We start from the raw sequence: 14,419 nt of genomic DNA, 5'->3' as shown, positions 1-14,419 counted from the left end.
AAAACGTATAGAGGGGGTTGGGGATTGGGGACTGGGGACTGGGGAATAGTACCTCCAAACTCCAAACTTCAAACTCCTAACTCAGCACTCAGCACTTTTATTCCCTCCATTATTATTGAAAATTTTTCTTCAGGTATGTTTAACTCCTGAAAACATTTATTTCTATATCTTTCTTTTTCAGTAAAATTAGTGATGGCTTTAACTAATGGCTTTTTTACTTCGTAGCTTTCTTCAGCTTTAGCGATCGCACGTGCGGGTATTTCGTTATTTACACGCAATATTGCTAAGTCAATCAAATCTCTCGATTGCGTACTTGAATCGTTCCATCGGTCAGCATTAGCCATTAGTTTTGATGTAAATCTATCGCTTATACTCAGACAAGGTATTTTTGTCCATTCTGGATAAACAGGAGGATCTAAAGCAAAAATCCCATTGGCTACAATTTCTACTTTAATAGTTGTTTCCTTGACTATAACAGGGAAACGAATACCATATTGATTTATTGTAGTATCACCTAATTCGATATCTGTTGTACTTTGAAATAATGCTACAATTCCTTCATTGTAAATCAAATTTCTTAAATATCTGTAATTTTCAGTTCCATAAGGAAAGAGAAAATCAATATCTTTACTAAGCCTGTATTCATCATACTCTAATGCCAAGAGTGTACCACCACCAAAGTATGCAGAAGCTTTTTGGAAAACTTCTGGATTGAAAGCATTAAGGATTTTAAATATATTTTTATGATGTTCGAGATGAAACATTTCAAAATCTGGTAATATCCAAGAATTATATTTTTTTGCTAAATAATGAACAAAATCCTTTTCTTCTTGTTTTAAATTGTTGAAGGTAGTTTGATAATGCCAATTGCGTTGATACAATTGAACCATTTCTTTCTCACTCATTTGATATACATTTTTTAGCTGCCAACCAATAGATTCTAGAAATGGTAGTTTTTGTGGATTGAGCATCACATTAATTTTAAAATTTTCTCTTGTTGTCATAGCCAACAATTAAAAGAGCAAGGATGAATGACAGCGATCGCTCTCCTCTATGCGCTTATTGTGCCAATACTATTCGGTTAAAGCAAGAGACGCGATGAATCGCCGTCAAAATTCTTGTAGAGACGGCGATTTATCGCGTCTTTGTGAATGATTTATACTCGCTGTATTCTAAAAAACAGGCGATCGCCTCATAATATATCAATCGAAATAACTTTAAGCTCAATAAAAATCAGTATCATGAGTATTATCGTCTTTGGCAGTATAAATATAGACTTGGTAGCAACAACACCCCGATTGCCAGTCGCAGGAGAAACGTTGCTAGGAGAAGATTTTTTTAAAGTTTCGGGAGGTAAGGGAGCCAATCAAGCCGTAGCGTTAGCAAAATTGGGCATTCCTACTCAGATAGTGGGGCGTGTAGGCGCAGATGATTTTGGTACGGAACTTGTTAACAATTTGCAAGCATCTGGTGTGCAGACTGATAATATTTTTGTGGATAAAACTGTTAGTTCTGGAATTGCGATCATCACCGTGAGTCATACTGGTGAAAATCAAATCGTCGTTATTCCTGGTGCAAATGAGCGTGTAAATCAAGAAGATATAAAGCGATTATCCCACCTTTTACCAACAGCTACAGCAATACTTTTACAACTAGAAATTCCGATTAATACCGTAGTTGCTGCTGCTAAAGCCGCAAAAGGTGCAAACATAAAAGTAATTTTTGACCCAGCACCCGCACAATCTAATTTACCAGATGAACTGTATCCGTTAGTAGACATTATCACACCAAATGAAGTTGAAGCAGCGCAGTTGGTGGGTTTTCCTGTGGATGGAGAGGAACAAGCAGCCAAAGCAGCTGCGGTTTTGTTGGAGCGGGGTGTGAAATGTGCGATCGTCAAACTGGGTTCTAAAGGTGTTTTTTGTGCCACTGCTGAAGAAAAGTTTTTTGTACCCGCGTTTTCAATTCATGCAGTAGACACAGTAGCCGCAGGCGATGCTTTCAATGGCGGTTTAGCTGCGGCACTTTTTGAAGGACTTTCTTTACATCAGGCAGTTATTTGGGGTGCGGCCGCAGGTGCTTTGACAGCGACAAAACCAGGCGCACAAACTTCTTTACCAGATAGGTTTATATTTGATGCCTTTCTTAAGGAAAGGGGAGTAGGGAGTGGGGAGTAGGGAAGTAGGGAAGATGAGGGAGAAGAACTATTGATCCATACCCAGTCACCAATCCCCAATCCCTATTTCCCAATATCTTCATTCCAAAGTTCAGGGTTAGTTTCAATAAACTCACTCATAATTTGTTCGCATTCGTCAAGATTAAGATCAATTACTTCCACACCATGAAATACCATAAATTCTTTAGCACCAGGAAAAGTTTTGGATTCTCCAGCGATGACTTTTTTAATGCCAAATTGTACCACTGCCCCAGCGCACAGGTAACACGGCATTAAAGTTGAATAGAGTGTTGTCCCTCTATAGCTGCCAACTCTTCCAGCATTGCGGAGACAATCAATTTCGGCGTGGGTAACAGGATCGGCATCTTGCACGCGTTTATTGTGTCCTCTACCGAGAATTTTGCCATCTTTAACGAGAACCGAACCAATAGGAATTCCACCTTCTTGTCTGCCTTGTTTTGCTTCTTGAATTGCAGCTTCCATAAACTCATCCATATAATTCTCCTTTTATGACAAAACAACTGGTATTAATGGATCACGACGGTGGTGTAGATGATTATTTAGCAATTATGCTGCTATTGACGATGGATCATATAGAACTTCTTGGTGTTGTCGTCACTCCAGCAGATTGCTACGTTCAACCGGCTGTTAGCGCCACACGTAAAATTATAGATTTGATGGGATTTTCTCATATCCCGGTTGCAGAAAGTACAGTGCGCGGTATCAATCCATTTCCTACTCTCTATCGCCGTGATTCGTTTATCGTCGATCATCTCCCGATTCTCAATCAAAGGGAAACCATTACTACGCCTCTAGTTGCCGAAACAGGTCAAGATTTCATGATACAGGTGTTACGTGACGCATCAAGCCCCGTAACGTTTATGGTAACTGGCCCATTGACAACGGTTGCAGTAGCTTTAGATAAAGCACCAGACATTGAAGCCAAGATTCACAAAATTGTGTGGATGGGGGGCGCGTTAAATGTTGGTGGTAATGTAGAAAAAAGTCTGGAAGCAGGACAAGATGGTTCTGCCGAATGGAATGTTTATTGGGATGCAGTTTCAGCCGCGCGGGTATGGCAAACCCAAATTGAAATTATTATGTGTCCTTTGGATTTAACTAACAATGTCCCAGTCACATCGGAGTTAGTATACAAAATGGGGCGACAACGCCACTATCCTATCTCTGATTTAGCTGGACAATGTTATGCGCTAGTTATCCCTCAAGATTATTATTTCTGGGATGTGTTGGCAACAGCTTATCTGGGACATCCAGAATATTATCAATTGCGCGAATGGGAAACAGAAATTATTACCACTGGTCTTAGTCAGGGGCGTACTAAAGTAGTTTCTGGTGGTCGAAAAATTTATGCAATGGATCGGGTAGATAAAGAGGCTTTTTATGCTTACATCTTGCAGCAATGGGCAAGATGAATCAATTCAAAATTCAAAATGACGCTCGCAGACTCGCTAACGCCGCGCTAACAAAATTCAATTCAGCCACCTACAAGGGGTGGGGTTTCTACTTATAGCGGTTCCCATTCAGATGAGGTACAACATTACATTGCAAGGTGTAGGGAACATGCTCATAGGTGTCAACTTAAGCTGGAAATAGCTTATCTGTTAACTTCCATGCCCGCCCGGAAATAAATTTTCGGGCTAATATGCTTAAGTCTACTGAAGTAGACTGGAGATTTTTGGCGATATTTAGTCATCTTCAGATGACTTTAGCTATTAGACGGGAATTGAAATTCCCGGCGGACAAGCGGTTTCGCGTTAAGTTGACACCAATGGGCATGTTCTCTACGGCTGTACCTTACGCTTGTCGGGAAACGCTATACCTTTGAAAACAAGGATTCTTTCTCTACCAGACGCTACCGCGAACGCGACACTTGCGGGCGTTCGCGTAGCGGGACGAAGTACGGTTTTAAACCTTTACTTTTCTCATAAAAACCTAAAAAATTAGGTGAAGTGAATACTCAAACTTTTGCCTGCACAACAAAATCTTCAACTTGCCTGATTTGATCCCAATCAATGGCAGCAACCCATAACTTCTCATCTTCGGAGAACTGTACCACTCCATCAACCTCCAAATCCTCACTATATAGCGTGAGTAATCGCCCATTTTGTAGCTCAATACTTTGATTTGCCAAGTCTTCGATTGTACCAATACAGTTCAAACGCAAACGTCCTTCAACATCAGCATTATGAAAATCTACAAAAACTCTAGGGGTAATCATTCTAGGCGATCCAAGCTATAACTGCTGCTTTGCTGGATTAAGAACAGTAGGTGTAAGAAGTTGACTAACTTGCTGTGGGTTTAAACTCCTCAATGTTGCATGATTAGCACTTCTACCGGATGTTCTGATTACATCACCACCTGCTTGGCGAACCTCGCCAACTGTTGTTACACCAATCTGTCCATGAGGAATACTTGATGCCAACTCCGCTATTGATAATCCTACTGCACATTCCACAGAAATTCCTGTTATGCCACTGGGATGAGTGCCTATTCCACGTCGAATATCCTCTGGAAGATTACGCCCTCACCGAACTACCAATGCTTCATTTGGAATTATCGTCACAAATATAGTGGTTTTGTTTTAAAATTAGAATTTGATCGATAATTTATAAAAACTCTATTGATTATTAATGTAAGTAATAAAATTTAAACCTAAAAAGAGAGCAGCTACAGTTCCGGCAACAGAAATTTCTCCCTGAATAATTTTATCTAAAACTGATTCTATAGGAATCAATACAACTTCAATTTCTTCTGTAATATCTAGCTGCTGCTCTCCAACTTTACTTACATTTTCTGCTAAAAATAAATGTATTTGATTGGTATCTTTACTCGGCTTATCGTATAGAGTTCCGATTTTTCTAAATTCTTGGGGAGTATAACCAGTTTCTTCTGTAAATTCTCTAATGGCTGCTATTTCTGCACTCTCTTGTGTGGGATCGAAATTCCCTGCCGGCAGTTCTAAGAAAAATTCACCGATGGCGTGTCTGTATTGTCGGACAAAAATAATTTCTCTACTACTAGTGATAGGTAAAACCATCGCAACGTCAGGCTTAATACTGACAAAATAATCATCGATAATTTTACCATTGGGCAATTCTATTTCATCTTGCCTTACCTTACACCAGTAATGATCTAAGACCATTTTTGATTTTAAAGTCTTCCATTTTTTTAAGTTGTTCATAAATTAAGTAATATATTATGTATAAAAAATTCGCTATGAATGTAAAAAACTATAACAGATGCATCCGATAGTCTAAATTTTCAACTTACACTAGCTTTTGCTATATCATAATATGTATAACAAGTATGCAAATAAATGTAAACTTATTTACAGTCAACAAGAGATTTCCCTTGACTATTAGTCGGGGTACAACCGCACAGACGACGAATGTATGGGTGAGGATCTCACACGATCGCATCGAAGGCTGGGGAGAAGCATCACCCTTCGGTGTGGGTAATCATCGGCAATCAACTGATGCCATCAAAGACGCGCTACAGCAAGTTGTACCATTGTTACAAACATTCAGCCCCTTACAGCGGCAGGAAGTTGAGCAAGTTTTAACACAAAACCAGGTTCCTTCTGCGGCTAGGGCTGCTTTGGATATGGCAATGCATGATTGGTTGGGTAAGCACGTAGGATTACCCTTGTGGCAAATTTGGGGACTTGATCGCAATCAGATAGTCCCGACTTCAGTCACAATTGGGATTAATTCACCTGAAGGTGCGATCGCCAGAGCGCGAGACTGGTTACAATTTGCTGATGTTCGCCTTTTTAAAGTCAAGCTAGGTAGCCCAGATGGTATAGATGCAGATAAAAAAATGCTATTAGCAGTGCAAAAAGAAGCACCATTACCAGAGTTTTTTGTTGATGCCAACGGCGGTTGGAGTTTAGAAGATGCGATCGCCATGTGCAATTGGCTGGCTGATTTGGGTATAAAGTATGTAGAACAGCCATTGCCACGAGGGCAAGAACCAAGTTTAGCAAAACTCAAAGAACACTCTCCCCTACCCATCTTTGTCGATGAAAGTTGTTTTACAAGCGCCGATATTCCCCATTTGGCAAACTACGTGGATGGTATTAATATCAAACTGATGAAATCAGGGGGACTAACAGAGGCAATGCGAATGGTACACACAGCACGAGCCTACGGGTTGCAAGTAATGTTCGGTTGCTATTCTGACAGTTCGCTAGCTAATACAGCAGCATTACAGCTAGCACCACTAGCTGATTATTTAGATTTAGACAGTCACCTGAATTTAATCGATGATCCCTTCACGGGTGCATTGCTAAAAGAAGGGAGAGTTTTGCCAAACGATTTACCAGGTTTGGGGGTACAACAGAGTGCGTCTACCACTTAATCAACGAGTAGCTATATTACTGCATGAGGGAATTAGCGGACATCACGGCAAAACAGGGCTAGCAATTTTACGTTACAGTGAAGCCCCAATCGTAGCCGTAATCGATCGCGAATCTGTTGGCAAATCCTTAACAGAATTAACAGGTATCAAGCGTGAAGTGCCAATTGTGGCATCAGTAGCCGCAGCCCTAGAGTATCAGCCGGAAGTATTAGTAATTGGCATTGCCCCTGGTGGTGGTGCTGTACCAGATGATTACTGGCTAGAAATCAAAAATGCTTTAGAGGCGGGAATGTCTTTGGTGAATGGTTTACATACACCAATGGCAAGTATCCCAGAGTTAAATGCACTACTCAAACCTGGGCAACTAATTTGGGATATACGAAAAGAGCCGTCTAATATCAGTGTTGCTAGTGGTATAGCACGCACCCTTCCCTGTCGGCGGGTGTTGACGGTGGGAACCGATATGGCGATCGGTAAAATGTCAACTAGCCTACAGTTACATTGGGCATCAAAACTGCGGGGTTGGCGTTCTAAATTTCTCGCCACAGGACAAACTGGTGTGATGTTAGAAGGGGACGGCGTGGCTTTAGATGCCGTGCGGGTAGACTTTGCCGCCGGTGCTGTAGAACAAATAGTTATGCGCTATGGTAAAAACTACGACATTTTACACATTGAAGGACAAGGTTCGCTACTACACCCTGGTTCAACAGCAACTTTACCCCTCATTCGTGGTTCGCAACCAACCCAACTGGTATTAGTGCATCGGGCGGGACAAGTTCATGTACGTAATCATCCCCATGTACTAATTCCGCCTTTACCAGAAGTGATTAAGCTTTATGAAACTGTTGCTAGTGCTGGTGGTGCTTTTGGCAGTGTTCCTGTAGTGGGTATAGCACTGAATACAGCTCATCTAGATGAGTCTGCGGCCAAGGAAAGCATCGCTCAAATAATAGCAGAAACAGGACTACCTTGTACCGATGTGGTACGTTTTGATGCCAATGTGCTTCTGGATGCGGTAATGAAGAATTAACTGCTGTAATCAAAATCCCCAATCCCCAATCCCCAATCCCTAGTCCCCAGTCCCCAGTCCCCAGTCCCCAGTCCCTAGTCCTCTACCCAAAAATCCAAAACAAATTTATAGCAATTCATAGTCATATCGAGTATGATTTATATATAAACTCGTTATGACTACGAATTAGGATGCTCGCTGATAGAGCATCTCTCTATCTAGTAGCTAAAATGTATTGTGGGCAATTTGAGTAACTTAATGGTAATGGAGAGCTTTTTTACCCATGACTGAACCCCAAAACTTGACAACTGCTGACGGTATTCCAGTTAGCGATAACCAGAACTCACTTACAGCCGGATCGCGTGGGCCTGTATTAATCCAGGATTTTCATCTCTTAGAAAAGCTGGCTCATTTCAACAGAGAACGTATTCCTGAAAGAGTTGTCCACGCGAAAGGTGCGGCGGCTCACGGCACTTTGACTATTACCAATGACATCACTCGCTACAGTAAAGCCAAACTTTTTTCTGAAATTGGTAAGAAAACGGAGCTACTCTTGCGCTTTTCTACCGTTGGTGGAGAAAAAGGTTCAGCAGATGCCGAGCGCGACCCTAGAGGTTTTGCCATCAAGTTCTACACTGAAGAGGGCAACTGGGATATTACAGGTAACAATACCCCGATTTTCTTCATCCGCGACCCTTTGAAGTTTCCTGATTTCATCCATACCCAAAAGCGCAATCCCCAAACCAATTGCAAAGACCAGAATGCAAAGTGGGATTTTTGGTCACTCAGTCCAGAATCGCTTCACCAAGTAACGATCCTGTTTTCAGATCGGGGAATTCCGAAAGACTATCGCCACATGGACGGCTTTGGTAGCCATACCTTCAGTTTAATTAATGCTGAAGGCGATCGCGTCTGGTGTAAATTTCACTTTAAGACTCTGCAAGGGCATCAAACTTTGACAGAGGAAGAATCGGCTAAGATTAAGGGTGAAGATCCCGATCATGCCACTCACGATCTGTTTGAAGCGATCGCTCAAGGTGACTATCCCAAGTGGCGGATGTCTATTCAGGTGATGACTGAGGAGCAAGCGGCAAAACATCCAGATAATCCTTTTGACTTGACCAAAGTTTGGAAACACTCAGAATATCCTTTAATTGAAGTCGGGATATTAGAGCTAAATCGTAACCCTGAGAATTATTTTGCCGAAGTAGAGCAAGCCGCTTTTAGCCCTAGTGCAGTAGTTCCTGGCGTTAGTTTCTCTCCAGATAAAATGCTGCAAGCTCGAATTTTTTCTTACCCAGATGCTCAACGGTATCGCTTGGGTGGTAACTATCAGCAACTACCTGTTAACCAGCCCAAATGTCCAGTGACGCATTATCAGCGAGATGGCTTTATGGCATCGGGGAACAACGGCGGTAGCGTTCCTAACTATGAACCGAATAGTGCTGAAGGTACGCCTAAAGAAAATCCAGCTTATGCAGAACCACCTAGTCATTTGGGTGATGTCACAGTCGATCGTTACAGTCATCGTGAAGGAAACGACGATTACACCCAAGCAGGTAATCTGTATCGGTTACTAACTCCTGAACAGCAAGAGCGTCTGGCTAAAAATATTGTCGGTAGTCTCTCTCAAGCAAAGCAAGATATCCAAATGCGCCAACTCTGCCACTTTTTTAGGGCAGATGTTTCCTACGGTAGTCGTGTAGCTGAGGGGTTAGGCATTTCAATTGATCCCTCAATATTTTCTGCTCATGCTCAACCAGTAGGTAACTGGTAGCCTTGTAGTTTCGTCGGCTGTGTTATGCACATTTAGATCCCCGACTTCTTAAAGAAGTTGGGGATCTATACAGCGCTTCCGGCAGCTATGAGGTACATCCTCAAAGCTGAAAGCTATGATAGGAAAGGGCAAGAAGAAAAACTGTACTGTATTGCATAATAGCTGTCAGTGCTTTAACCCAAGTTTTTCTAGTCCTCTTCTAGAGGACTTGCACCATTAGACAGGGAATTCTATTCCCTGGCGGTCTGTATTGCATAATAGCTGTCAGTGCTGTATGGACATTTCCAGAAATTAAATATGCGTTACCCATAACCCATTGGTGTCAACTTAACGCGAAACCGCTCGTCCGCCGGAAATTGAAATTCCCGTCTCATAGCTAAAGTCATCTAAAGATGACTAAAAATCTCCAGTCTACTTCAGTAGACTTAAGCTAAAAGCCAAAAAAATTTATTTTTGAACTAATAAGTAACAAGTAATGGGTATTACTTATTACTCATTACTCATTACTCATTACTCATTTATTTCCGGGCGGGCATGGAAGCCAACAGATAAGCTATTTCCAGCTTAAGTTGACATCAATGCCCATAACCCTTGTAGAGACGTAGCACTGCTACGTCTCTACATTTTTTTGGAGATGTCTAATAAATGAAAACTGTTTCTAGGTTTGCTGCTATTTAAGGCAGATATCGATTCATCCGTACCCAATCTTGAGTTGAGCCAACATTCGGATTTTCACTGGAGTCAAGAGTACCATATATTTGTCCTTGACGATTTATCCAATAGTAGTTGTAGTTTGTTGGTAACTCGACGGTTGGATAACCGTAAGAATTTGTCCAAGTTGTGACATTACCCAGATTCTCACGAAATTGGAAGTTTTGGCGATCTATAGACTCACCTCGTTGGCGGTTTACTTCATCCCAGGTATTCTTCGACCATTCGCGGTATTCCCTGTGTCTCTGTCCCTCAGTTTGCGAGATTTCTAGGTTCTGCGCCATAATCCCTTGTATACCGAAAGCTGCCCCATTTGTTGCTGAAACCTGAGATGCTACTTGTGGCAACCATGAAGCATAATTAGCCCAATGTGATTGGTGAGATGCTGCACAAGTCATCACCATCGTACACAGGTTGTAGCTATATGCAGCGCTGCACTTGGCTATTCCTTGATAGGGGATACCATTGTAGAAGTATGTGCAATCAAACTCATAAGCAACCGTGCATCCAGCAATCGGTTGAGCTTGGCGGGGTTGGCTCATTTGCAGTTGATAGGGCTGCATTGCCAATAGCTTCTCGTAGACGAACTGCCACGGGTTGTAGTTTACTGGTAGTCCAGAATTTCCCACCATAATCGTCAAAGCAGCATTGTCTGGCGAAAATAGGACAACGGCAAATTGTCCATCCTCAACCACTCGCCAACCACTTGGCATCGCATAGTTAAAGTAATTTCCGCGTCGGATTTCCAACGAACCAGGGGTGGGAAAAGAAGACTGATTATAGTTGTACATTTAGCTTTGTAGCAAACATCGGGATTAATACTGGATACATCTTGAGTATGGTGTTTTACGCACTGGGTTGCAACTTTTCCTCTCTTCGAGACGCTAAAAGACGCGATAAATCGCCGTCTCTACAATAATTCGCGATCGCTTTATTTTGCTTTAGTGCGATCGCAGTGACATTGTGTAATTGGTTTTGCTAGGATAGGAATACTAATCTCCTTTGATTGATCTTCCATAATTTTTAAAGCAAGTCTACATACTTTAAATCGTATCTGGATCAACACCCAATTCTCGCAGTTTTGCTGCTAGGCGTTCAGCACGCTGTCTTTCTTGTTCAGCACGTTGTCTTTCTTGTTGGGCGTGTTCCGCTTCCCACTGGGCAATTTCTTCAGGTGTAGGCATTACCTGTCCTTCCGCATTGAAATAGCGTAATTGATTTTCATGAACGCCCAAGTACAAACTTAGTTGCTGACTCCACAACAATCCTTGTGGGTTGGGTTCTATAGGTTGATACGTACCACCCACCAAAATAAACCCAGCAAATTCTAGATTCTTGGGGTCAAACCAGAAATATTCAGGAGTGCGAAAGATATCTTGATAAATTTGTTTTTTTAAGCCCTTGTCAATTGCTGCGGTTGACTTTGAAAGCAGTTCTATAATCAAATTCGGATATTTGCCATCTTCTTCCCAAACAACCCAACTATCACGGGGTTTGTGTTCAGTATTTAAAACGATAAAGAAATCTGGCCCCCGAAAGTCTTCGGATTTACGCTGGCGTGGACTGTAATGAATGCTAATATTCCCCGCAGCAAAGTAGTCATTCAAGCAATTGTGGTCTCGCCACCACCAATCAATACATTTTATTAATAGCAGCATTTGCTGCAAATGTAGGTATGTTTCCAATGGTGGTTCGTTACTTTCTAAATCCCCTGGTGGAAATATCACATCTTCTGGGGTTTCAAAATCTTTGGCGACAGACATGGCTGCAAGTTTTGGAGTGATGTTAAGTTGAGCGTAGCAGTCGGAAAGCCTTAATATTAGGTTTGCTTTTCTAAGCGTACTATATGAATTATAATCAGGAACCCCTTCAAGCGATCGCACAGAGTCACAGACGTTACTTAGCTTTCACATACATCAAAGCAGGCATTTTTGTAACTAGCAACTTAAGTTATTTATATCTGTCTTATTATCAAGTCCGCTTGATTATACGAATTCAAGTAATGATTGCAACACATCCTTGGGTAAAGACGCGATTCATCGCGTCTCTACAAATGGTCTATTTATCGCATTCTTTTTCCAAGCGCACGATCGCATTATAATCGGGTACACCTTCGAGCGATCGCTTACTTTTATCTAGTAGCACATTGCCTTCTGGCCAATGTACTTGCAAATTTCCTGACTGAATTGGGGCAATGTAAACTTGACATAACAACTCGCCTAAATCATTCTTAAGAATGACGCGATCGCCATCTTTTAAACCCAACTTTGCTGCATCATCAGCATTCATTAGCACCGCCTCTCGCATCGCCCCAGTAATTGCATCCTTGCGTTCCTGCACCATACTATTAAATTGTTTACCTCGGCGGGTTGCTAATAAAAAGTAGCCTTCTGGTAATTCTCTTTGGCGTGGCAATAATACCCCAAAGTGTGCTTTACCATCCGCCGTCGGGAAATTCCAACCAAAGCACAAATGTGAGCCACCATATTGAAACTGATCGCCAGCTTGCTGTAAGTGTTGAATACCTGCATATTGGGGGACGACTTGAGCAATTTCTTGACGGATAGCAGCTGTGTCAGCAAAAGTCAGCTTATCTGCCAAATCTGGTTTTACTCGCCTTGCCAATTCTAAAAACACTTCCCACTCAGGACGTGCTTCCCCAATGCGCGGCCCCGGAATTTCTGGACTGAAAATTACCCGGCGTTCGGTGTTAGTTTCTGTAACTCCCCCTGGTATTTCATAGCGAGTCGTCGCAGGTAAAAGCACCACAGTATCAGCAGGTTCGACCAACATTTGGCTAGAGAGAACAATATCGATATGTACCCGCAACGGTATTTTCTTCAACGCTGCTTCCACATAATCTGGTTCTGGCAGCACTTCTAAAAAATTTCCACCCACAGAAACCAACACATCCAAATCTCCCTGATGTGCGGCGCTAATCATTTCTGGGGCAATTAAACCTTTACTTGTTGGTACTTCAAAGCCCCAATGTCGACTCAATTGGACAGCATTTTCTGGAGTGATAGATTTACCACCAGGAAAAACTGTGGCGTAACATCCCATCTCTGCACCACCCTGTACCCCAGAATGACCGCGAATTGGCATTAAACCGCAGCCTTCCCGACCGACAAAACCTTTGGTAAGAGCTAGATTAATGATACTTCGCACGTTATCTTCACCGCATTCATGCTGAGTAATGCCCATACTCCAAACAAATACGGCTTTATTCGCTTCTTTGATCATTTTGGCAAAGGCGTACATTGACTCGCGGGATGTCCCAGAAAGTCGCTCTAATTCTTCCCAAGATTGCCTTTCTAAAGATGCTTTGAGTTCAGCAAAGCCATCTGTGTATAAATCTATAAATGACTGGTCTACCCAGTTGTTAGCAATAATATGTTTAATCGTGCCATTTAAAAATGCTATATCCCCGCCCATGTTGATTAAGAAGAAGTCTTCGGCAAACTTTGTACCGAAAACGGCACTTTCGACAATTGAGGGAACCCAGTAGCGCTCCATCCCCGGCTCGCGATAAGTGTTAATAACTACAATTTTAGTACCAGCTTTTTTAGCATAATGAAGATACTTGACGGTAACAGGCTGATTATTAGCAACATTCGAGCCAATAAAGACTAATAAATCAGTTCCAATCCAGTCTTTATAAGAACAAGTTGTAGCCGCAGCACCGAGAGCAGCTTTTAATCCTGCCGTACTGGGAGAATGGCAAATGCGGGCAGCATTATCAATATTATTGCTTCCCATTGCCCGCACAGCTTTTTGGGTAGCATAATAAGTTTCGTTGACAGTACCGCGACTGGTAACATAAAAACTGAGACGGTCTGGTGTAGTGGAGCGGATGCGATCGCTAATTACCTCTAAAGCTTCATCCCAGCTAACACGGCGAAAGCCTTTTTCCCCACGTTGACGAATCATTGGGTAAGGAAGCCGTCCCAAATCGCGTAATTGGGCACTTTTTTGCTTTTGTAACTGTGAAGCATCTTCCAATAGTACAGGGTCAAAAGCTGGCATTGTATTCATCTGCAACAACCGCAACCGAACATTGCAGAGATGAATCCCATCTAATGTCCAATCCTTCATCCCGGTTGTTCCAAGAGCGCAACCATCGCAGACACCTTTATCAAGAATATTCCACGCGTAGGGTAGTTTGTCACGAGACAGCCACATTGCGCGAAATACCTCCCAGTAGTTATTGGGATACTGTTCGCCAATGCCAAAAGGTTTCCAACTTGCCCAATTTGAAGGTGTCCAGTACTTTTTGGGTTTAGGTAACATGATACAGTGTGTGAGTTGCTGGGTTCTTCCAGACTACCGTATTACCAATTACGTTAGCGTAGCACTAGCGAGTATT

General features: G+C 42.2%; 15 protein-coding genes. 7 read left to right on the top strand and 8 right to left on the bottom strand.

Annotation, left to right across the window (positions count from 1 at the left end; translation table 11 throughout):
• Positions 1-68: 68 nt before the first annotated feature.
• A complete protein-coding gene (locus V7L31_RS07250; protein ID WP_334695618.1) occupies positions 69-1,004 on the bottom strand; it encodes a nucleotidyl transferase AbiEii/AbiGii toxin family protein in 936 nt (311 codons plus the stop codon).
• A gap of 237 nt (positions 1,005-1,241) precedes the next feature.
• Here V7L31_RS07250 and rbsK point away from each other — a divergent pair, with 237 nt between their 5' ends.
• Positions 1,242-2,177 (top strand): ribokinase, encoded by a 936-nt coding sequence (rbsK, locus tag V7L31_RS07245; protein ID WP_334695617.1) that lies wholly within the window; start codon positions 1,242-1,244, stop codon positions 2,175-2,177.
• 62 nt (positions 2,178-2,239) lie between these two features.
• On the opposite strand, the gene V7L31_RS07240 is transcribed toward rbsK, so the two are convergent.
• Positions 2,240-2,671 (bottom strand): nucleoside deaminase, encoded by a 432-nt coding sequence (locus V7L31_RS07240; protein ID WP_334695616.1) that lies wholly within the window; start codon positions 2,669-2,671, stop codon positions 2,240-2,242.
• 14 nt (positions 2,672-2,685) lie between these two features.
• Here V7L31_RS07240 and V7L31_RS07235 point away from each other — a divergent pair, with 14 nt between their 5' ends.
• Both V7L31_RS07235 and V7L31_RS07230 read left to right on the top strand, forming a co-directional pair.
• Entirely contained in the window at positions 2,686-3,609 is a 924-nt protein-coding gene (locus tag V7L31_RS07235) for a nucleoside hydrolase (protein ID WP_334695615.1), read from the top strand.
• A gap of 230 nt (positions 3,610-3,839) precedes the next feature.
• Positions 3,840-4,022 (top strand): hypothetical protein, encoded by a 183-nt coding sequence (locus V7L31_RS07230; RefSeq protein ID WP_334695614.1) that lies wholly within the window; start codon positions 3,840-3,842, stop codon positions 4,020-4,022.
• A gap of 132 nt (positions 4,023-4,154) precedes the next feature.
• Here the strand turns inward: V7L31_RS07230 and V7L31_RS07225 are convergent, their stop codons facing one another.
• The 3 genes from V7L31_RS07225 to V7L31_RS07215 all read right to left on the bottom strand — a co-directional run bounded on the left by V7L31_RS07225 (position 4,155) and on the right by V7L31_RS07215 (position 5,378).
• Positions 4,155-4,415 (bottom strand): hypothetical protein, encoded by a 261-nt coding sequence (locus V7L31_RS07225; RefSeq protein ID WP_334695613.1) that lies wholly within the window; start codon positions 4,413-4,415, stop codon positions 4,155-4,157.
• A 15-nt stretch (positions 4,416-4,430) separates the two neighbouring features.
• Positions 4,431-4,652: a hypothetical protein gene (locus V7L31_RS07220; RefSeq protein ID WP_334695612.1), complete on the bottom strand. Its 222-nt coding sequence runs from the start codon at positions 4,650-4,652 to the stop codon at positions 4,431-4,433.
• 162 nt (positions 4,653-4,814) lie between these two features.
• Positions 4,815-5,378, bottom strand: a complete 564-nt coding sequence (locus V7L31_RS07215; protein ID WP_334695611.1) for an NUDIX hydrolase — start codon at positions 5,376-5,378, stop codon at positions 4,815-4,817.
• Between the two features lie 125 nt (positions 5,379-5,503).
• Between V7L31_RS07215 and V7L31_RS07210 the strand changes: the two genes are divergently transcribed.
• From V7L31_RS07210 to V7L31_RS07200, 3 genes are all read left to right on the top strand, one after another.
• Positions 5,504-6,556, top strand: coding sequence for a dipeptide epimerase (locus tag V7L31_RS07210; protein ID WP_334695610.1), 1,053 nt, complete (start codon positions 5,504-5,506; stop codon positions 6,554-6,556).
• Complete coding sequence (locus tag V7L31_RS07205; RefSeq protein WP_334695609.1) at positions 6,540-7,586, top strand: DUF1611 domain-containing protein; 1,047 nt, start codon at positions 6,540-6,542, stop codon at positions 7,584-7,586. The genes V7L31_RS07210 and V7L31_RS07205 overlap by 17 nt, the downstream gene beginning before the upstream one ends.
• A 262-nt stretch (positions 7,587-7,848) precedes the next feature.
• The gene (locus V7L31_RS07200) at positions 7,849-9,342 is read left to right on the top strand and encodes a catalase (RefSeq protein WP_334695608.1); all 1,494 of its coding nucleotides are present in this window, start codon (positions 7,849-7,851) and stop codon (positions 9,340-9,342) included.
• 674 nt (positions 9,343-10,016) lie between these two features.
• Here the strand turns inward: V7L31_RS07200 and V7L31_RS07195 are convergent.
• Together V7L31_RS07195 and V7L31_RS07190 are read right to left on the bottom strand one after the other, a co-directional pair.
• Entirely contained in the window at positions 10,017-10,844 is an 828-nt protein-coding gene (locus V7L31_RS07195) for a hypothetical protein (RefSeq protein WP_334695607.1), read from the bottom strand.
• Between the two features lie 252 nt (positions 10,845-11,096).
• Positions 11,097-11,816: a Uma2 family endonuclease gene (locus V7L31_RS07190; RefSeq protein WP_334695606.1), complete on the bottom strand. Its 720-nt coding sequence runs from the start codon at positions 11,814-11,816 to the stop codon at positions 11,097-11,099.
• 83 nt (positions 11,817-11,899) lie between these two features.
• Between V7L31_RS07190 and V7L31_RS07185 the strand changes: the two genes are divergently transcribed.
• Positions 11,900-12,154 carry a hypothetical protein gene (locus V7L31_RS07185; RefSeq protein ID WP_334695605.1) on the top strand — a complete coding sequence of 85 codons (255 nt, stop codon included), beginning with the start codon at positions 11,900-11,902 and terminating at the stop codon, positions 12,152-12,154.
• Here V7L31_RS07185 and V7L31_RS07180 read toward each other — a convergent pair.
• Positions 12,112-14,343 carry an FdhF/YdeP family oxidoreductase gene (locus tag V7L31_RS07180; protein WP_334695604.1) on the bottom strand — a complete coding sequence of 744 codons (2,232 nt, stop codon included), beginning with the start codon at positions 14,341-14,343 and terminating at the stop codon, positions 12,112-12,114. The two genes, V7L31_RS07185 and V7L31_RS07180, sit on opposite strands and share 43 nt — an antisense overlap.
• Positions 14,344-14,419 lie beyond the last annotated feature (76 nt).

This window comes from Nostoc sp. (assembly GCF_036916655.1).
Taxonomy (GTDB): domain Bacteria; phylum Cyanobacteriota; class Cyanobacteriia; order Cyanobacteriales; family Nostocaceae; genus Nostoc.
This window is presented reverse-complemented; position numbering and strand designations above follow the sequence as displayed.